The organism is Bradyrhizobium genosp. A, assembly GCF_049949275.1.
Classification (GTDB): domain Bacteria; phylum Pseudomonadota; class Alphaproteobacteria; order Rhizobiales; family Xanthobacteraceae; genus Bradyrhizobium.
Window position 1 is genome coordinate 7,526,456 of the sequence record NZ_CP188196.1, and the last position, 18,720, is coordinate 7,545,175.

20 protein-coding genes and 2 pseudogenes are annotated in these 18,720 nt (G+C 60.5%); 12 read left to right on the plus strand and 10 right to left on the minus strand.

The genetic code is table 11. The features are described from left to right. The first annotated feature begins 620 nt into the window (after positions 1 to 620). The 6 genes and pseudogenes from ACP2YP_RS35215 to ACP2YP_RS35240 all read left to right on the plus strand — a co-directional run bounded on the left by ACP2YP_RS35215 (position 621) and on the right by ACP2YP_RS35240 (position 2,811). Entirely contained in the window at positions 621 to 836 is a 216-nt protein-coding gene (locus ACP2YP_RS35215) for a dodecin family protein (protein WP_027529685.1), read from the plus strand. A gap of 162 nt (positions 837 to 998) precedes the next feature. Further along, positions 999 to 1,310, plus strand: a complete 312-nt coding sequence (locus tag ACP2YP_RS35220) for a hypothetical protein (RefSeq protein WP_426420919.1) — start codon at positions 999 to 1,001, stop codon at positions 1,308 to 1,310. Positions 1,311 to 1,465: 155 nt separating this feature from the next. Next, positions 1,466 to 1,642, plus strand: a complete 177-nt coding sequence (locus ACP2YP_RS35225; protein ID WP_426420920.1) for a hypothetical protein — start codon at positions 1,466 to 1,468, stop codon at positions 1,640 to 1,642. Between the two features lie 39 nt (positions 1,643 to 1,681). Beyond that, positions 1,682 to 2,008, plus strand: coding sequence for a GcrA family cell cycle regulator (locus ACP2YP_RS35230; RefSeq protein WP_426420921.1), 327 nt, complete (start codon positions 1,682 to 1,684; stop codon positions 2,006 to 2,008). Between the two features lie 135 nt (positions 2,009 to 2,143). Then, positions 2,144 to 2,617 (plus strand): annotated as a pseudogene (locus ACP2YP_RS35235) (DNA ligase); the annotation flags it as partial. Next, complete coding sequence (locus tag ACP2YP_RS35240) at positions 2,617 to 2,811, plus strand: hypothetical protein (RefSeq protein WP_426420922.1); 195 nt, start codon at positions 2,617 to 2,619, stop codon at positions 2,809 to 2,811. The pseudogene ACP2YP_RS35235 and the gene ACP2YP_RS35240, both read left to right, overlap by 1 nt. 130 nt (positions 2,812 to 2,941) lie before the next feature. On the opposite strand, the gene ACP2YP_RS35245 is transcribed toward ACP2YP_RS35240, so the two are convergent. The 3 genes from ACP2YP_RS35245 to ACP2YP_RS35255 form a co-directional block, all read right to left on the minus strand. Then, complete coding sequence (locus tag ACP2YP_RS35245) at positions 2,942 to 3,793, minus strand: sensor histidine kinase (protein ID WP_426426387.1); 852 nt, start codon at positions 3,791 to 3,793, stop codon at positions 2,942 to 2,944. Positions 3,794 to 4,645: 852 nt separating this feature from the next. Then, on the minus strand, positions 4,646 to 5,044 hold the full coding sequence (locus tag ACP2YP_RS35250) for a response regulator (RefSeq protein WP_426420923.1): 399 nt from the start codon (positions 5,042 to 5,044) through the stop codon (positions 4,646 to 4,648). A 113-nt stretch (positions 5,045 to 5,157) separates the two neighbouring features. Continuing rightward, on the minus strand, positions 5,158 to 5,523 hold the full coding sequence (locus ACP2YP_RS35255; RefSeq protein WP_426420924.1) for a PRC-barrel domain-containing protein: 366 nt from the start codon (positions 5,521 to 5,523) through the stop codon (positions 5,158 to 5,160). A gap of 359 nt (positions 5,524 to 5,882) precedes the next feature. Here ACP2YP_RS35255 and ACP2YP_RS35260 point away from each other — a divergent pair, with 359 nt between their 5' ends. Further along, the gene (locus tag ACP2YP_RS35260; RefSeq protein ID WP_426420925.1) at positions 5,883 to 6,071 is read left to right on the plus strand and encodes a hypothetical protein; all 189 of its coding nucleotides are present in this window, start codon (positions 5,883 to 5,885) and stop codon (positions 6,069 to 6,071) included. Positions 6,072 to 6,090: 19 nt separating this feature from the next. Here ACP2YP_RS35260 and ACP2YP_RS35265 read toward each other — a convergent pair whose 3' ends face one another. Together ACP2YP_RS35265 and ACP2YP_RS35270 are read right to left on the minus strand one after the other, a co-directional pair. Then, entirely contained in the window at positions 6,091 to 6,495 is a 405-nt protein-coding gene (locus tag ACP2YP_RS35265; protein ID WP_426420926.1) for a hypothetical protein, read from the minus strand. Positions 6,496 to 6,513: 18 nt separating this feature from the next. After that, positions 6,514 to 6,714 carry a hypothetical protein gene (locus ACP2YP_RS35270; RefSeq protein WP_426420927.1) on the minus strand — a complete coding sequence of 67 codons (201 nt, stop codon included), beginning with the start codon at positions 6,712 to 6,714 and terminating at the stop codon, positions 6,514 to 6,516. Positions 6,715 to 6,969: 255 nt separating this feature from the next. Between ACP2YP_RS35270 and ACP2YP_RS35275 the strand changes: the two genes are divergently transcribed. Further along, the gene (locus tag ACP2YP_RS35275; RefSeq protein ID WP_426420928.1) at positions 6,970 to 7,140 is read left to right on the plus strand and encodes a hypothetical protein; all 171 of its coding nucleotides are present in this window, start codon (positions 6,970 to 6,972) and stop codon (positions 7,138 to 7,140) included. A gap of 187 nt (positions 7,141 to 7,327) precedes the next feature. Here ACP2YP_RS35275 and ACP2YP_RS35280 read toward each other — a convergent pair whose 3' ends face one another. From ACP2YP_RS35280 to ACP2YP_RS35290, 3 genes are all read right to left on the minus strand, one after another. After that, positions 7,328 to 7,651, minus strand: coding sequence for a hypothetical protein (locus ACP2YP_RS35280; protein WP_426420929.1), 324 nt, complete (start codon positions 7,649 to 7,651; stop codon positions 7,328 to 7,330). A gap of 78 nt (positions 7,652 to 7,729) precedes the next feature. Beyond that, positions 7,730 to 8,182, minus strand: a complete 453-nt coding sequence (locus ACP2YP_RS35285) for an Hsp20 family protein (RefSeq protein ID WP_426420930.1) — start codon at positions 8,180 to 8,182, stop codon at positions 7,730 to 7,732. 285 nt (positions 8,183 to 8,467) lie between these two features. Next, positions 8,468 to 8,986: a cell envelope biogenesis protein TolA gene (locus ACP2YP_RS35290; protein ID WP_426420931.1), complete on the minus strand. Its 519-nt coding sequence runs from the start codon at positions 8,984 to 8,986 to the stop codon at positions 8,468 to 8,470. Between the two features lie 92 nt (positions 8,987 to 9,078). On the opposite strand from ACP2YP_RS35290, the pseudogene ACP2YP_RS35295 reads away from it, so the two are divergent. Continuing rightward, positions 9,079 to 9,213 (plus strand): annotated as a pseudogene (locus ACP2YP_RS35295) (3'-5' exonuclease); the annotation flags it as partial. 214 nt (positions 9,214 to 9,427) lie between these two features. Here the strand turns inward: ACP2YP_RS35295 and ACP2YP_RS35300 are convergent. Beyond that, positions 9,428 to 10,138: a hypothetical protein gene (locus ACP2YP_RS35300; RefSeq protein ID WP_426426481.1), complete on the minus strand. Its 711-nt coding sequence runs from the start codon at positions 10,136 to 10,138 to the stop codon at positions 9,428 to 9,430. Positions 10,139 to 10,178: 40 nt separating this feature from the next. Further along, positions 10,179 to 12,191 carry a hypothetical protein gene (locus tag ACP2YP_RS35305; RefSeq protein WP_426420932.1) on the minus strand — a complete coding sequence of 671 codons (2,013 nt, stop codon included), beginning with the start codon at positions 12,189 to 12,191 and terminating at the stop codon, positions 10,179 to 10,181. 655 nt (positions 12,192 to 12,846) lie between these two features. Between ACP2YP_RS35305 and ACP2YP_RS35310 the strand changes: the two genes are divergently transcribed. From ACP2YP_RS35310 to ACP2YP_RS35320, 3 genes are all read left to right on the plus strand, one after another. Next, positions 12,847 to 14,160 carry a DUF2130 domain-containing protein gene (locus tag ACP2YP_RS35310; protein ID WP_426420933.1) on the plus strand — a complete coding sequence of 438 codons (1,314 nt, stop codon included), beginning with the start codon at positions 12,847 to 12,849 and terminating at the stop codon, positions 14,158 to 14,160. Between the two features lie 325 nt (positions 14,161 to 14,485). Continuing rightward, the gene (locus ACP2YP_RS35315) at positions 14,486 to 17,218 is read left to right on the plus strand and encodes an AAA family ATPase (protein ID WP_426420934.1); all 2,733 of its coding nucleotides are present in this window, start codon (positions 14,486 to 14,488) and stop codon (positions 17,216 to 17,218) included. A gap of 50 nt (positions 17,219 to 17,268) precedes the next feature. Next, positions 17,269 to 18,711, plus strand: coding sequence for a nucleotide kinase domain-containing protein (locus ACP2YP_RS35320; protein ID WP_426420935.1), 1,443 nt, complete (start codon positions 17,269 to 17,271; stop codon positions 18,709 to 18,711). Positions 18,712 to 18,720 lie beyond the last annotated feature (9 nt).

Sequence of the window (18,720 nt, forward strand, 5' to 3'; positions counted from 1 at the left end):
TAAGGAGGTCGGGCTTCATTTCCATCGAGTTCCGCTCGAAGTGTGACGTCGCCTTGTCCTTCGCCGGGAAAAGGCGTGAGCTCACGAAGGCGCTGGCTGAAAGCCTGCAAGAGCACGAGCTAGAAGTCTTCTATGAAAGCGGCTCGCGGTCGCGCTTGCGCGAGTCGGCGCAGCGCTGACGCTCCACCGCCGACGCCTTGCACGCTTTCAACGTTCTCGTGGCCATGTTCCATAAGCTCCGGAGTCCGTATTACGATGACGCTATGGCTTCTGACGGCACGCGTGATTGATTGACCACCAGGGCATCGGCACATACCAGACCCATGGCGATAACCATGCTGCTGATGCCGATGTGATGCCAGCGCTTCATGGGTCAGAACAGCGGCAAGACGACCGCGGCCGGCAAAAATATATGCTGAAGCTAACTGGCGGGAAGGAGATTCCATGTGAGCGTCCTGGGGGCTGAAATGCGAACGAATCCCCGGAGGGCGCCGCCCGACTTCTTCTTTTGGTCAAACAGGAACCCGACAGCCAATCGGACCATTTCGGTGGCGTCCCGAGACGTGTCAGCGTCGAGATCGTGATGCTAGATTTCCTGCTCCTACCGATAGGAGGACGACATGCCCGATAGCGTCTACAAGGTCATTGAACTGGTCGGTACCAGCACCGACTCATGGGAGAAGGCGGCCGCCAATGCGGTCGAGCAAGCTGCAAAATCGCTCCGAGATCTTCGCATTGCAGAGGTCGTCAAGCTCGACATGCAACTGGATGACAAGGGAAAAGTCGAAGCCTATCGCGCCAAGCTCAACGTATCGTTCAAGTTCGAGGGCTCCTGAGCCTTAGCACCTCGCCCCCACTTGGGCGAGGATGGCTCATTGGAAAAGGCGCGTTGCGCGGTCCGCCCAACCGGACACTGTGGCCCATCTCGCGAGTTGGCCCTAGTCCGACAGGGACCGATATGCTTTGATGCGAGGGGGCGTGTGGCGCGTGGTGGCCCCATGTACATGGTCATTCGCAAGTATGCCAAGGTTCGTTCGGTAGCGGACGCCGCTCGTCGCGCCAAGAGCGGCGTCGGTGAGATCCTAAGGCAATCGCAGGGATTCAGATCTTACCATGTGCTGGATGCGGGCGACGGTGTCGGTATCGCCGTGATGATATTTGACGACCGCGAAAGCGCCAACGCAGCGAACGCCAAGATACTGGCGTTTGTTCAGGCGAGTTTACATGACCTCGATCTTGGGGTTCCCGAAGTCACGACCGGCGAGGTTTTGGTGAACATAGAGCCTAGTGGGTCTTCAGGCATGAAGTAGCGGCAAACGTCACCAGTGGCGTGGCGGGTGTCCCGCCTTGCTCTTGTAATCGACCTGATGTCACCCTCGCGCTTGCACGATCGCGTCTTGGACATGCGCGTGCCGCCCGTCAGGAATATTCGACCGGCGCGTGCTTTTCGAGGAGCAGCAACGACATGAAGCAACACAGCTTCAAAGCATTTTCCACCACAGCGATCGGCTGGACACCGCTCATGCTTATGGGCATCGCGATGCCGCCCCGGGATCCCGATGAAGACGAGGGGGACGAAGACGACGATGAGGAAGATGATGCTGACGAACCAGCGGTCGTGCGCGAGCCGGACGAAGACTAGACTAGCCCGTGTCTGGCAGTCGGCGCTATAATATCTGCCATGGGCTGGGATACGAAAGACATAGCGCTTCTCAAAAAGCTCTGGTCCGCAGGACAGAGCGCGGCGCAGATTGCGCGCCGTCTCGGGTGCAGTCGTAACGCGGTCTGCGGCATGCTGACCCGTCTGAGTCTGAAGCGCGGCCACAAGCCGCCCACAGCACGGCCCAAGATAAGACCGGCCCCGAAGCTGAGGCCGTCGTCGGCAGCCTGCGCCCGTCCAGTCGCGCAGAAGGTGTCCTTGAGTACAGCAGAGAGGCAGCAGCCCAAGGAATTCAGCAGGCAGCAGCTTTACGCGATTTTGGCTGAGGCGGTCAGAAACACTAGCTAAGAGCTCACCACGAACGTGGTTGCGCTCCCGTCAGTGTCTGGCCCAGCTCGACGGGCTCGGCTGTCGTGTATCTGGCCTGCGCGCTGGCAATCCGGCGAGCGCGACCCATGACAATGGCGCTGCGGCTTCTATCCCGCCGGCACCGATGTCCAGTTCAGCGAAAGCTTCGAAATCGAGGGGCACGAAATGTTCGCGCAGCCTGCAAGATCGGATTGGAAGGCGTCGTTTCGAAGGTCCGCGACGGCACCTACGCCAGCGGCCGCCGCAACAACTGGGTCAAGAAGACTTGCGCGCAGCGCGAGACCCTGACCATCGCCGGCTTCGCCCTTGACGAAGGCAAGTGGGACGGCGTCTATCTCGGCCGGCGCAAGGGCGAGGACCTGGTCTATGCCCGGCAAGGTCGACTACGGATTCGACAAGGTCTCAGCCGCCGAGTTGCAGAAGCGATTGAAGCCGCTGATCCGCAAGACGCAGCCCTACACCAAGCGCATCGTGCACAAGGGCATCTGGGTCGAGCCGAAGCTTCTGGCCGAGATCGAGTATCGCGCCAAATCAGCGGAAGGAAAGGTCCGCCACCCGTTCTTCAAGGGACTTCGGGAGGACCTCTAATGGACGCCTTCGATCGGTTCTGGCAGTGGGCGGAGAAACCGCTCGACAGCCCGCTCACCATCCCGGCCGAACTCCTTCGGGCGGTGATGGAGCTCAGCCCAGAGGACAGGCAAAATCGCGCCACTGTCAACGCGGCGGCGCGCCTCGGGAGATCATCAGACGATAGCGGAACGCCGTCTGATACCCGCTCATGATGGCCGGCATCCTGCTCACGCCGCCAACCAATCTGGCAAGCGTCCTCCGGACCGCATCGAGAGGAAATTTCGCCTTTGCTGAAATCTCTGCTCCATCGCCTCGGGGCATCCGATAGATGGCCAAATTGCGCTAACGCGGATGCGCGCGCACCCGGACGCGCAGACCCGGCTCCAGCCGTTCGTACGCGATTTCGCCCTCGAGCTGTTGGGTAAGGAGCTGGGCGATCCGCGAACCCAGTCCACCCGGGTCGGTGCCGGCCCGAAGGCCGATGCCGTTGTCGGACGCCGACAGCTCTATGCCGTCGCCTTTCGACAAAGAGACAACGACGTTTCCCGGCCTGTCGCCAGGAAAGGCGTACTTCAGCGAGTTCGTGACCAATTCGTTCGCGATCATGCCGATCGCGAGCGCGTGGTTGTTCGGCAGGAGAATGTCCTCGCAGAGCACCTGGAAGGCGACCGGCCCGGACGGAGCCAAGGACTGGAAGACCTTCTCGACCACGTCGTTCAGGAAGTAGCGCATGTTGACCGAGCGCGGTTCCTCATTGAGCGCGAGATGGTCATAGACCTCGGCCATCACCTGGAGCCGGCGCGCCGTGGCCTCCAGCGCGGCCGAGACCTCCGGACCGCCATGCCTTGCTTCCAGCCGGATCATCCCGCCAAGGATCGCGAGGTTGTTCTTCGTCCGGTGCGCCATCTCCTGCAGCAGCACAGTCTTGGTCTTGTCCGCCAGCATTACCTGGCGGAGCTCCGCGCGCTGGAATTCGGCGACGATGGCCGTCCCCGCGGCGGTGATCGCGAACAGTGCATTCGTCGCGAAGAAATTAATGCCGAAGCCGCCTGCGTAGCTGAGGTAGGCGCCCACGCCGATGCCGATGATTGCCGCGAATATTCCGGAGCCGCGATCGAAGATCAGGCCCGAGAGAAACACGCCAGGCAACAGCAGGAAATATCCAGCCGCCCCGGTCTGTATCTGAAGCGCCATCTGCAGCACGGCGCACACCACCATGATGCACGCGGAGATGCAGTACCGGACCGAGCTTGGAAGCCGGTGCTCCAGAACCAGCGGGTAAAGCCTGTTCATGGGATCCCAACCGCGCGCAGATTGCCGATCTCGCAGTGTGCCCACCCGCGCGTCACCGTCGCAAGGGCGATGCAACCTATTGGACCTTCAAGCATCCCCGCTCCTGCGCGCCTTCTTCAAGATCGATAACCGGGAACGACGACAGGAAATCCGCGTCATCCCCGACGTGCCCACCTTCAGATCATTGATCGCTAACGCGCGAGGGCTGATGGCCGTAGCGCGCCGCGTGTCGTCCTTAGTAGCGGCACGCGCTCGTCAAGCCTGCCGGTGAGGCCGGCTGGCGCAAAATCCAAGCATTGCGGGCGATTGCCTACAACTAGGTCCTTGGCTTCTGTTTCGCTGCCTCGCGAGCCATCCGCTCCGCCTTCAGGCGCTCCCGGTTTGCATGGAACGCCTGCTGGGCGCGTTCATATTCGGACACTGCTACCTTGGCATCCGCGTCTCTAAAGACCTTTCGAGCTTCCGGTTCGGCCGCAGTCGGCATCCACCGTCCGATGTGCGATTACTCATTGCTCCCTCCTCCGGGCGCAAACGGTCCTTGCGCTATAATGCGCATTAGGACCGCCAACCTAGTGGGTAGGTTTTCCTCCGATTTGGGGCTTTTGGGGTGTACCGGAGGCAGGGATTCGACGCTCTACGAACCCGTTGGTTCCAATCCCGCCCGGCCGGCCCTACAAGCGCGCGTCTCTCTCGATCAGGCCGACCTCCCCCGGGGCTAGCTGCTGTTGCGGGCTCGATCGAAGGATCGGAGGTTCACAACGATCCCGGGTCACCCGGCGAGGCACCCGTATCGAGTAGCTGCGAGACGGCGGCAGCCAATTGCGCCGGCGCAAAGGGCTTCTCGATCAAGACGCTGCCATCAACGCCCTGCGATTTCCAGTCCGGCGCGCTGGCGCTCGTCATGTAGAGAACAGGAAAGCCGGGCGTGATTTCCCTGATCTGCCGTGCCAACTCCCATCCGCTGATGCCACCACCGAGATTGATGTCCGTCAGCAGCGCCCGACACCGCTCCCGGCCGTCGCGAAAGGTGGACAGGGCCTCCCCCGAATGGACCGAGCAGGCCGCGAGACCGCCGTCCGACAAGGCGTCCTCGATGAAGCTGCAGATCAGAGCTTCATCCTGCACGACGAGAACACGAACGGCATTGCTCACTTTCAAGTCTCCTCGGCGACCCAGGCAGGTCGTCTCGCGGGATGGCGCAGGCCTCCCCGGAAGGAGCGAGCTCCGCCCTCAAGGCGGATCAAGCACCACAGCGCCGTGCCGCCTCAAGCCACTGGCACCCCGTAGTAGGCATTCACAGAGCGCGTGGTAGCGAGATCGCTCCAATTCCAGCTGCTCTCGTCGGCGTATTTGGGTGCACCACGGAGCTGGTCCTGGGTGATGCCGGTGACGTCGTAGCCGCCGAGGTTGGTGTCGTATTTCAGCGTCTGCCAAGGCAGCGGATAGTGGTCATCGCCGATGCCGAGCAGGCCGCCGAAGCTGAGCACCGCGTACGATACCTTGCCGCTGACCTTGTCGATCATGACGCGTTCGATGGAACCGACCTTTTCCCCGTCGGCCCCGTACACGTTCGTGCCCTCGACCTTGTCGCTTCCGATCAGGCTGAACGTCTCGCGATCTTCCATGGCCATGTTGACCTCCTCGAGGTGGTCTTTCGAAGTCGACCGGACCACGATGGCTTCGTTCCTGGCTGATGCCGCGGCGGGCGAGGCGCCAGCCGGCCACTCACACCATCGATGCAGCGATCAATGCGAAGTAGCGCAGGCGGCGCACGGCCGGGCCCGCCAGCCGTCGACACGATCGTCGCTTCGCGTAGCTGCGCTGCAACAGCGGTTCGGGCGGCCGAAGGTCGACGACCTCTGTCGGAGCGCAAGGCGCTGCGGGGGACGGGATCCACTCCGCATCAGCGATCGTCGCCGCGCTGCGGACCTACGCGCTGGCCAACGATGTGAGATCCAGTTCACGCGCCCCGCCAGCGAGGTTTGCTACGATGCCCGCGCCCGCTCAACCTGAAGGGATCGAAAAGATGGACGCAGAGGCAAAGATCCTAACCCACGCGGTCCGCTCGAACGCCGACGTCGACGAGTTCAAGTCCGTCGCGATCTTCTGCGGCCTGGGACTGCTGCTCTCCCTCGTCGCCACGTTGAGCTACGGCCTGGATTTGGCAGCCTTCTTATGAAGGGGCGCTGCCACGCAGACTAGGACGCATTCGCCCGTGCGCGTTCGCGCGCCTCGCGCCGACGCTCACGACGCTCGCGTCGTAGCCTCGCCCGCTCGGCGGGCTGCGGCAGCGGAGGCACTGGCGCATCGACCTTTTCGGCCGGCACCGCCTCCATCGCCTGGTCAGCGCGCGGGCGCGCTTCCATGGATTCCAGGACGAGGCGCCCCTTGGCGGTGATCTTCCAGCCGCCGTCTTCGCGCACGACGAGGCCTTGCGAAAAGATGTCAAGGTCTGGCACGCGTGCAGCCAACCGCTTGGTGCGGTCGGCCCAGTCCTGGCCGCTGGTCGCCAGGATGGCCATGTCACGCTTGAGGTCAGCCATCAGGGCAAATCCACCCGGGTAGCTCACCAGGATCTTGAGCACCGTGACCTGGAAATTCACCTCCACCCCCTCGGCCGGTCAGCGCCACATGGTCGGCGCTTGCGAGAGAGCTTGGCGACCGACCTGCTTGAGGTGGTCCGGAGATGTGTCGCCTCTGGTCGCGGCTTCCAGGATTTTCGAAGCCACGTGGGTACGGGCGCCGGTCTCGGTCCGGGAAACGCTTTCGCAGACCTCGTCCAGGACCGCGCGCAAAAGCGCGGTTGTAGCACGATCGAACATGGGGACCCCCCAGTAGAAAGAACTATCGTAACGCAATCGCTCCGGTGTCGAATTTAAGCGTATTAATAATCTCTCAACTCTACATCCCGGCTCGGACTTGGCAATAGCAGCGCGACCAACAGGCGACGGGCGAGAAAGGCGGCCTCGGTGCGTGGGCTCCGCGGCCACTGCACACGGCTGCCGTTATTTTCCAGTCTTCCTGCTCGTGGAAGTAAGCCACTCGGCCATGCAAGACGCGCTTTCGGCGCGTCTTGCATGGCGCAGCAACTCGTCCCGCTCTCGGCCAGGCAGCAACTTCCGAGCGTGATCGCGATCGTTCCTGGCTTGCTGCGCGAGGCGCTCTTCCAGCGGCACGGTCTGCCGGACGCGCCGCCGTCTTTTCACCGGCTGCTCTGTCTGTTGCCGGATCATGATATGCTCGCGTGAGCGGCCGAAAAGCGCGGCCGTCGTGAACGGTGCTCGACCGGAATCCCAGTCTCCGTCCTGCGACGCGGCGCCGGTGATTTGGTGGCCTGCCACGCGACGGACTCGTGCTGAAGCTTTCGCGCCCACCTCTTCTCCAGCGTCTCGATGACGTGACGCGGCAAATTGAGTTCTTCCATGGCTTTCCCTCCTAGGCAGCGGCGCATCGCGCGATGGACCGCAAGCGCATCGGCTTGCCGCCGGGCGGGTGCCGCGGGCCTTCGTCCAGCGCGCAGAGCGTTTCCAGGATCTCGTCGATGGTCACTGGCGCCTTCAGCCCTTCAGGGGCTCGGAGCGATGGGCAAGATGCGATCGCCGACGCATCCGATGCCCAAGAGGCCAAGATGGCGCGCTTCTCGGAAAGGCTGAGACCCGCGTGAGCGACCACGTCCCGCGGATGCTCGAACGCCGTGCCGGGATGAAGAAAAGAGTTGAAATCGACAATGTTGTCGTCGGACGCGGTCGTCGGCCGCATGGTCGCCTCCTGATTTAGGACGAGTTGCAGTGTCCGCCGCGCGGATCTGCGCGGCGGACAGGTTCAATTCCGGACCGGTCAGGCAGCCCGGGATTCGATCTGGGTCACGTTGCTGGGCACGGCGCCGTTGATCGCAATCCGGCGCGGCTTCATCGCCTCGGGGATCTCCCGCTGCAGCTCGATGATGAGCAGTCCGTTTTCGAAGCGGGCGCCTTTGACCTCGACGTGGTCGGCGAGCGTGAACTGGCGCTTGAAATTGCGCGCCGAGATGCCGCGATGCAGGAAGGTCTTCTCGTCCTTCTCGTTCTTGCGGCCCTCGAGGGTCAGGACGTTCTGCTCGACCGTCAGTGCGACCTCTTCCGGGGTAAATCCGGCGAGCGCCACCGAGATCTGGAAGCGGTTCTCGTCGAGACGTTCGATGTTGTAGGGGGGATAGCTCTCTTCGGCGGTCCGCTGGACCTCGTCGAGGACGTCAAAAAGGCGGTCGAATCCGATGGTCGACCTCCAGAGGGGAGTCCAATCATACCTCATATCCAAATCCTCCTTGGAGCAAGATGGGTACGAGCAGGCTCGGACACCGTCCGGGCGCCCGTCTCATTTGCGGGACCCCGAGGGCATCCCGATCGCCGTGATGGCGACGCCAAAAAAATTTGGAAGGCCGAAAAAAGTTTCAAGGGGGCGGCCGAAAATTTTTCGGCAAGGACTCGCCTGGTTACCACTTGGTTTGGCGCGAGGCGCCGTAGCCGCGCGCGCTTCAGGGCCGCCTGCAGCCGCGCCCGCTCCTTGTCCCAGCGGGCGTTCTCGGCCTCCAACTTCTTATCGATGGCCTCGCGGTCGGCCTCGATCGCGGCGATCCGGTCGGCGTGCTCGCCCTCGGCGCGTCGAACGCAGCCTGCGCCTTGTCGATGACCTTCTGCCGGCGCTCGCGCTCCCTCTGCGCGGCAGCCTCCGCCGGTCCCGCTCGCGTCGCTTCTCGTCGCGTTCGTAGACGGCCGTGGCCTTCCGCTCCGCCGCGGAATCGACGGGCCGGCCGGCGCTCTTCGCGGGCTTTCGAGCCGGTGCTTTGCGGGCCGTTCCGGACGGCTTGCCGCCGCGACCGAGTTCGGTGGGCAGACCGGGATGCTCGCTGAACGGCCCCTTCGACCCGACGGGTCTCTTCAGGACGACGCCTGGCTTGGCCATGGTCGCGGCGATCACGTCCGGATCGTCGCTCTGCTTTGCCGCGCCCTGATGGTCCGCGCCCCACGCCTCCAGCGCAGCCTTCATCGACGGGGCTGCGATCGCCTGATCGAAGAAGCCAAGCGAGGTCTGGTAGGTCTTCAACTTCCTGGCCATTCGAGCGACCGGTCCTGAGTCACTGGATAGCGCCTGGTCAGGCGCAACTGCCGGCGGAACATGGCATGTCCCTGTCGCGTTCGCTATCGTCATTCGCCGACGATGCAGTGATCGTCATCGCCCACAATGCCGGCTTCGACCGCAAATTCGCCGAGCGCTACTGGCCGATCTTCCAACGGAAGGCCTGGGGGTGTTCGGCGACTGAGATCGAATGGCGAAAGCACGGTTCCGGCAACCCATGTGGATCGTCTCAGGCCGATTTCCCATCGTGTCCATCTCTATCGCGCTCGCAATCAGGTCGAAGGTTCTTCAATAGGGTCAAACAACGTCGTCGCTCTCCTACGAGGCCGGATAGAGCGCCACCGGGCATTGCCCTCGAGTGCCTATTAACTTTTCCTTCCGAGGAGCGCGCAACGAAGGATTCGGAACGCGACGAGAAGATCAAGCCTCAACGGTCGAAAAGTCTCTCGCTGGCGTGCGGCTATCTGGTTTCTCATTACTCGGCTTTGGGGTTGGTGCCGCTTGCACCTCAACCGATTGGCTCGATCCGAGCACTGCAATCCAATGCGCAACGAGCGCAACTATGGCCATCAACGTTAGAACAGCGAACACGGTCGGCTCTAATCCGGGAAGTACGGTGCCGTTTGCAACACAGGGATCCGGAAGGTCTTTCATAAAATCGGTGCAAATGCGGGCCGGATCGTTAATTGTCTTGGCGAGCACAGTCCAATCGAAGAGTCCGACGGGCTTTTTACTGCCGTCGTTCATCATCACTGTTGCCGTGACAAATGCGTGCCAAAAGAAGATCAACGCGATCGCCGGGATGATTGAGAATATCGAAAGCATGGTACCTTGATAAATCCTGCCTTCGCGCGAACCGGTATCGATGTCGTCGAAACCGACAATTGGAATGCGTCGATGCCAGAGAGGGCCGCCGCGTAACGCAAAAAAGCGACCGATACACGATACGGCGAACAACAATATTGCGCAGATCGGAATCGCGATCATGGCGGCAGAGGCCTTGTTGGAAACGACAAGCTTTGCTCCGAAAATCTCATTGCCGCCCTGAACCACGATCCACGTATTGAGCGCGTAGTAAAGCAGCACCGCGCTCACGACGAACCAGATTTTTCCGATTTGAGCCTGGGTCACATGATCCCCGCCGACGTGAGAGCTGATTGCCGCTGAACTTCTAGTGAGAGATTTCGGCTGTTCCGGCAAGGGCGGTCCCATTATCGGAAAAGCGCAAAGTTACGGGTGTTTGCCCCGCCTTCAAGAGGACCGGGCGCACATTGTAGTGCAAGGACAGCTCCTGATCGGGAATGCGGAGCTCGCCGCGAAGTTCCGGAATAAAGGGTGCGGCGCTGAAACCGACAGTGTTCACCAAGGGGGCAATCGGAGCGCAAGCGATATCCATCTTATAGCTCGACAAAATGATATCACGCGGAGCGGGACGCATTTGCGCGACGAGACCAGACGTTCGCAGCTTCAAATCATACCCCAAACTGCCATCCTCGGCCTTGGTGTGATGAGCCTCCGCGGTCACGTCGAGGTTCTGGTTCGGCAGAGTGACAGAGACGCGTTTGCTTTGGCCCCATGGAGCCTGACAGGCAAGGTGTCCTACGATGTCTAGGGGCGTGAAGTGAATATGGGTATCAGCACTTCCCTGCCCTCCGAGCAAAAGCGATAACTTGGCGCTATCGAGCTTTGGGGCGAATGCCGCGCTTTGGACACAAGCCGTCAGCGAGGTCGAACCGGTACCGAAGCTGCCATCGATATTCGCGAAGTTTCCAGTATGCGCGATTGCATCGACAACACCTTTGCCGCCTTCACACGCGAGCTTCAGGGTCGTTTTCTCCGTCTCGCAAGCCGCCTTGTTAGCAGCGTAAATTGAGTTTTGAGTAGCTTTTGCGGCCTCGCATACGGGATCGTTGGTGTGGATCCAACAGCCACCGACCAAGGGGCGACTAATACATCCGCCGCAGCTACGCTCGTCGTGAGGCTGATCGCAACGCTTCGAGGGGGTGCAATCGATGAGGCTCGCCGACGGGAGATTAACTTTTTTCTCGAACTCCTGCTTCGGGATGTCGGTAGCAGCTGTCAGACAAAGGTGGGATTGCAGGAATGCAGAATTTAAGATGATGGCGATGAGCGATTTGGACACAGCCACCGTAGTGTGCTTGGGCCAGTCGGCGATGCCGAGACCATCCTTTACTCGCTGGTCCACGAGCTCTTTCATATCCTTGAACCCGGCTCCGCCAGTTTGAGGACCTGACGAAGGCTTAGGATCGGTGGGGAACGCCAGTTTGACAACCCCGATGATCCGGTTGCGATCAATCAACCATGCGATGGCCGCGACGCGAGCGGGAGAGGAAATGGGGTTGCCGGTGACTTTCACCTCGATTTTCATTTGGCCTGAGGTTGAGGCCTGGAAGGAGTGATTTGCCGACTCCGCGGGGAGAGGACTGATCGGAACGGAGATCCGCGTAAATTCAAGATGGCTCAATCCTCCGGAAATCCGATCCGCATAACCATTTAGCCAGCTGACGATGGAGTCGGCCGCTCCGGTCATATCGGCCGTATCTTTTCCGAGAAGTTGACCGAGTTCACCAGTATCCACGGTGATTTTGTCGACCTTGATATTGCGGAACACAGGCAGAAGCCGGAACGCGATCGCGGTAACCTGATCCTTTGTCGCGCCTTCGGTCGCGCTTTCGACGGCGATACCGAACGAGATACGTCCAACCACATGGGGATGCAGCTTGACGAACAGAGCTTTCAGTGAGGGGCGGCTGTCCGGGATGATCTTGCCATCGACAATGCGATCGAGGGTCATGGAAATGTCGAGGACGTCATTGTCTCCAGACAGCTTGATTTCGGTGATGCCAGCGGCTTGAACCTCGGAATGCGCGAGCACCAAAGCGCGAAGGTCGTCAAACGCTACACCGATGCCGACGTTGACATCGGCAGTCGAGCGAAGCGCATCGAGAGCGGTCTTGATTGCGCGCTGACTCTGTTGATCCGCGGTGATGGCAGGATATTTGGTATTCACGAGGTCTTCGAGCGGGCCGGAGCGAGCGCTGTCGATCATGGCACCGAACATCGTAGAGGCGATTGCCACGATCAGTGCAGCGCGCTGCGACGTTCGTTCGCGCTTGGACCGCGAAAGGCTAATGCGACACGCACTCAATATGAATGACAACACTGCCACGTCTCCTCAATGAGCTTTCGAAATATATCAATTAGCAAAAATGGACGGTCGACGGTACCATCTATAGTTGAACATCTTCATGACATTGCGCCAACAGACAATGGCATTTCCCGCACATCATGAAGAATTCTGTTGAACACAGAGCCACTGGCCTCGACCGTCCGCGCGCTCCGAAGGCGCCTGTCGACCACTCTGTTCAGTCGCTCTTCCGATGGATGCGTTGCCGAGGTCATGGCTTTCGTTTTTGCCGTCGTTCCGATGTTAAGAGATTGACACCGAGTTCACTTTTTGTTCTAGTGCGCACGGAATCCGTGCTTCGGCTGGCAGCAACACGGACAAACTCGCTGCCTCGATGCGTGAGATCGGCAGCTGCGCTCGTGATCGCCCATCTCATCGCTGCAAAAATCCATTTGTTGTTGACGGCGATACATGGCCTCCAAACGCCAACCAGCCCTAGCCTTAGGCCGCACATGATGTCCCCGAGGAATATCGCCGCGGCATTTCAAGCTGGTTTCGGTGGAAAAGCCGATGCCGGTGCTCACAACCTTCGACCGGGATGTGGAAATCGCGGTACAGCCGCATGCGTGTCGGCTCGCCGGATCACCTTTAGTTCCGGCAAGCCTGCAGGGAGCCACTAAGGAGACGACTCATGAGTTTCAGAGCGACCGCGGCCGGCGCCGTTCATGAGCCCATCCTTCGATGCCCCAACTGCAACCACGAAATTCCGCTAACCGAATCTCTTGCGGCTCCGCTTCTGGCTGAGACCCGGCAACGCTTCCAGGAACAGTTGGCCAGCAAAGATGCTGAGGTTTCGCGCAAGACCGAGGCGCTGCGGCTGGAGCGTGAGCAGCTCGCCAGGGACCGGGAGCAGGTTGAGGAACAGGTTTCGAACCGCCTGGCCGCCGAGCGCGGCCAACTGGTCGCTGCGGAAGCCAAGAAGGCCCGCGAGGCGGCGGCCGCTGACCTCCTCGCAAAGGAAGCCGAGGCCATCGAGCTCCGAAGAACCTTGGAGGTCAACAATGCCAAGCTTGCCGAGGCACAGCAACAACAGGCGGAGCTGATGCGTCGGCAGCGTGCCCTAGATGAAGAAAAGCGCGAACTCGATCTGACTGTCGAAAAACGCGTTCAAGCGTCGATCGATCAAATTCAGATCAAAGCCCGCCAGGAAGCTGATGAAGCCGCTCGGCTGCGCGTCGCGGAAAAAGATCAGACGATCGAGTCGATGGCTCGCACGATCGAGGAACTGAAGCGCAAAGCCGAGCAAGGCTCTCAGCAGTCACAGGGCGAAGTGCTTGAGCTTGAGCTCGAGGTACTGCTGCGTGGGCGTTTTCCGAGCGACTTGGTCGAGGCTGTCGGCAAAGGCGAGCTGGGTGCCGATGTTGTCCAGCAAGTCAATGGTTCGATCGGCCAAGCCGCCGGCATCATCCTTTGGGAGTCCAAACGCACCAAAGCGTGGAGCGATGGGTGGTTGGCGAAGTTGCGCGACGACCAGCGGCGTTGTGGGGCCGACGTTGCCCTTATCATTTCCCAGGCTCTTCCGAAGCATATCGAGCATTTTGATCTAGTCGACGGGGTATGGGTCGCTCATCCGCGCTATGCTCTCCCGGTTGCTGTTGCTCTTCGGCAGACCCTTATCGAGGTCAGTGGGTCGCGCCTAGCGCAGCAAGGACAACAGACCAAGATGGAACAGGTCTATCAGTATCTAACCGGCATCAAGTTCCGGCAGAGGGTGGAAGCTGTTGTTGAGAAATTCAACGACATGCGCGAGGACCTCGACAAGGAGCGCAAGTTTATGGGCAGGCAGTGGGCCAAGCGCGAGACGCAAATCCTGTCCGTGATAGAGTCTACAGTGGGAATGGTCGGCGACCTGCAGGCGATTGCCGGCAAAGCCATGCCGGAGATTCCAAGCCTCGATATGCCGCTACTGGAGAGCTCGGCGGAGACGGAACGAAGGGCTGGATGATGGTCTGGGAAGCCGCGAACGGTTCTACCCTGCTTTTGAACGCGCGAGATTTTTTTTGGAATGGCAGTCGTAGCATCCTGACGTCGTGCTGCGCCGCCAGTCTACCGCCGGCAACGCCAAGCCGACTCTCCAACAACGCCGTTGTCCGAAATCGTAATCTTAAGGCGGCCATCAGAATTGAGGATACGGGCTCAACGTCGAAGTCCGCATAAGCAAGATGCGATGATCGACTGCTCCGGTTGTCCAAACTTTTATTGCATGCTCACCGCGCAAATCTGGTGAGATTTGCGCTGTCGCGTGATACCTTTGGCACGGGGAGGAAACGATGCCGACAACCATTCCATTTGCATTTAGCGATACGTCCACCTTCGATCAAAACGTCACGGATTTCTCAGCAGAGCTCGCAAAGCTGGACGCGGTCGCCGGTCCCATTCTAGCGGGCGCGCTCCCCGCCTTGTCCAACGCTGAGCAAGACAAGGGCAACTTGCTCGACGCCCTTGAGGCAGCTCTCTCGAGCCCGCCCGCCACCGCGGCGCCCAGCGCCGCCCCCAGCCAGCCCGCTTCGCCGTCGCCGAGCCCGGCTACGACGGCCGCCGCGCCAATCCAATGGTTTCTCGAGGGGCTGGAGATCGAAGGTTTTCGCGGCATCAACAACGAAGGCGCGCCCCTCGCGCTGAAATTCAAGCCCAATTGCGTCAGCTCCGTTACCGCGCCAAACGGTGTCGGCAAGAGCTCGATCTACGATGCGTTGAGCTTTGCCTTCCGGGGCAAGATCGACAAGCTGGACCGGCTGCTCCAAGCCGAACGGCCGCAAGACTACTATCTGAACCGGTTTCACCCGGCCGGCCTCGGCACGGTCAAGTTGACCCTGCGGCCCGACAATGGCGGAGCCGCCGTAACGATAATTGTCACCCGCAACGCAGCGGGCCAAAGGAGTGTGTCTGGCCACCCAGATGCCGAAGGCCTTCTCGCCGAGCTCAACCGCGAATTCGTCCTTCTCGATGGACAAACGTTTCAAAACTTCATGGATGAGACGGCGTTAAACCGGGGCCGCTCCTTTTCGGGTCTGCTGGGTCTTGCCCGCTATTCCACCCTTCGCCAGCAGCTCCAGCAGCTAAGCCACACGCGGTCCTTCAACTCGCACTTCGATACAAGCGCGCAAGCTGCCAAGAAGGTCGCTGCCGACCGGTCCATCGTCGCGGCGCGAAAAGCCATTGAGACGGACTACGAAGCCCTCGTCCTTGAAAAAATCGTGCCGCAGGCGCCTGCCGCCGATTCGCAAGCGCGCTGCCACGCAGCCTTGGCGGCCATACCAACCTTGTCGCCGCACTGCGACGGTAAAACCTTCATGCAGATCAGCGGCGCCGATTGCCACGCGGCCGTGAACGCCGCTGAAGGCGGTCCCGGTAAGGCGCGCCTCGCCTCCCTCATTCAAACCGAAGAGCGATGGAAGACGGCGAATAAAGCCACGCCCACCAACAGCGACGCCGAGATACTGCACGGCCTTGCGCGCACGCGCGAGGATGCCCTTGCTGGGACTGCGGGAGAGCCACTGCAGCGGCTCTACAAGGTCAGCGACGAAGTTATGTCTGGAGCAGAATGGGCGTCACCGAACCTCTGCCCGACCTGCGGTGTGCAACACGACACCTCGGTGCTCGACCACGTGCGTGAGAAGCTCGGCCAATATGATGCTGTTGAAACGGCAACCACGGCCGTGGCTACGGAATGGGCAGCCAAAGGCTGGTCAGACCTGGATGCGCTCGAAAAGCTCGTGCTCGGGGAGGACGAGGCCCTCCTTCTCGCGCGTCTGAAACGTTCCGGCGAGGAAGGGACCATCGCGAGCGCGGAAATCACTGCCCTCGCATCACACATCGCGACGATGCGGGCCAAGGCGGAAGCGGAGATAGAAAGGCTCGCAGCCGAAAGTGCCACCCTTTCGAAAAAGATGCCGCCCTCGCTGGTAACAGTTACACGGGCCATTGAAGCGGCGCAGCGGCTGCAGACAAACTGGGCCGCTCTCGAGTCAGCCGGAAGGGAGGCAACCGAGCTCGCCGCGCGCGGGCAACGCACCGCACGGCTGAAATCCTTCCTCGACCAGGCGAGCGCGGTGTTTGCGCAGGCCGAGTCCGGAATGGCCGCGATCCGTCTCGCAACGGTTGAACCGCTGTGCCAGGACCTGTTCCATCAAATCATGTTCAGCCCCGTAACGCCGATCCTTCGCAAACCGTCGGGAACGGAAGATCTCACGATCGGCTTGGCAACCTTTTGGACCCTTCACGACGTTTCGGCGCAAGCACTGCTGTCGGAAAGCTACCGGAACGCATTTGCCGTTTCCGTTTACCTGGCGGCTGCCTCCCTCTACGGCGGCGCGCCGCGTTTCATGGTGCTGGACGATGTGACATCGAGCTTCGATGCCGGGCACCAGCATCACCTTGTCGAAGTCATCCGAACGCGCTTTGCGCGGCCTCTTCAGGCGGACGGGCCACAAGTGATCTTGCTGAGCCACGATACGTTGCTGGAGAAGCTGTTCAACAAGCACTCCGGCTCGCCGGACTGGTCGCATCAACGGCTCGAAGGAACGGCGCACACGGCCGTGCTTCTGCAGTCGGGCGCGGTCAACAAGGTGCGCGATGCGACGAACACCCTACTGCACCAAGGACGCGTGGACGATGCTGCGCCCCGGCTGCGGCAATACCTCGAATACGTCCTACAAACGGTTATCGACAAGTGCCGCATTCCCGTGCCGCCGGATCTCGCGTTTGGCGACGACAAGCGGACACCGGGCGAATACCTGAACGCCATCAAGGCGGCGGTGGAGCTTGAGGATCGGGCCGGCAGCCTTATCCTTGAACCGGCCCAGAAGCAGGCCTTGCAAATGCACTCGGCCACTATCATCGGCAACTTCGTATCCCATTGGGCGACCGGGCAAACCACAGCATTCTCCGCTCCCGCTCTGCTAGGCGTGATGCAGGCGATCGAAAACTATCAGGATTGCTTCAAGTACGAGCCAACGCCTGGAGCTCAAAAGCGGTTCTATGCGACACTCCACAGCCGCTAACCGATATTGGCTCGACGATTTTCATTTCTCCTTCGGGGACACGAGCGGCGATGGACAATCGATCCGCCCAGATTGCGACGGTCTGCGAATGCATCGACCACTGCTTCGTATTCACGATATGGCGTGAAGACTTCGTAACATTCTTCGATGAAGAAGACATCGTCGCGGGTCTGGACAGGGGCGCCGAACTGATGGCCGAGGCAACACGCCCCAGTGGCTGGACAAAACCGAAGCGCTCATCGAGCGCGTGCAATCACTTCATGCGCGCCAAACTTAGCTCTCGCGCTTTGCATAGGTCCTCACGTTGCGACCACCAAGCGATTTTAAAGAACTTGAGCCGCGGCATCAAAACAACGCCGTACGGAAAAAAGACACGGGCTGCGTTGAAGCTCTGGCAGCGCAAGCACGGTTATGCAAAGCAAGAGCGCCGAGAAGCACAGATTCGAGATACGATGCCAACTGAACTCGCCCCACGGTTTCCGCTTGATCCGCCTGCAGCGGACCGCCACCGCGGTATCGTCGTCAAGATCGGCAATAATCAGTTGCGGACGACGCCGGTCTTTGACGCATATTGGAAATTCGCGGCCGAGCGGCAGCGGATCTTTTTCCGTCGCCTCGAAGGGATGTCCGGTGCGCTCACGACCGATCCGGTTCTGAAGCTGTTCAAGTTCACGAACGCCTATCGGGCCTCTGACCGCGTGAGCCAATACCTCCTGCGCAACGTCATCTACCGACCCGACCTGGTGTCTGACGCGCGGAACGTCTTCTTTCGCACGATCCTCTTCAAACTCTTCAACAAGATCGAGACGTGGCAGCATCTGGAGGCGGCCGTCGGCAAGATCATGTGGGAAGAGTTTGACTTTGCGCTCTACGACAAGCTCCTGACGAGTCGGATGGCAGCGGGCGAAACCATCTACTCGGCTGCGTATATCATGCCTTCAGGCGGCAGCGTGTTCGGACACAAGCTCAAGCACCGCAATCACCTTCGGATGATCGAGCATCTTTTCGCCGAACGGTATCCGGAGAGGCTGTCCGACTGCAAAACGATGACGGACGCGTTCGCGCTCTTGCGAACGGTGCCCTTTATCGGACCGTTCCTCGCCTATCAATACGTTACGGATTTTAACTACAGTGAACTGAACAATTTCGGGGAAGACGAATTCGTCATGGCAGGGCCGGGTGCACTGGACGGCATTTCGAAATGCTTCCTAGGTGCAGACACGGTGAAATCCTCCGATGTGATTCGCTACATGTTCGATCACCAGGAAGAGCATTTTGGGAAGCTCGAAATCGATTTTCCGAACCTTTGGGGCCGCCGCCTTCAGCTTATCGACTGCCAAAACCTCTTTTGCGAGATTTCAAAATACGCGCGCGTGGCATTTCCCGACTATACGGGCGTAGCGGGCAGGACGCGCATCAAGCAGAAATACGAACCCACGGGCCCCCTGCCCGAGCCGTTCTATCCGCCGAAGTGGAAGATCGCTGCTCGATAGGGCGCCTTA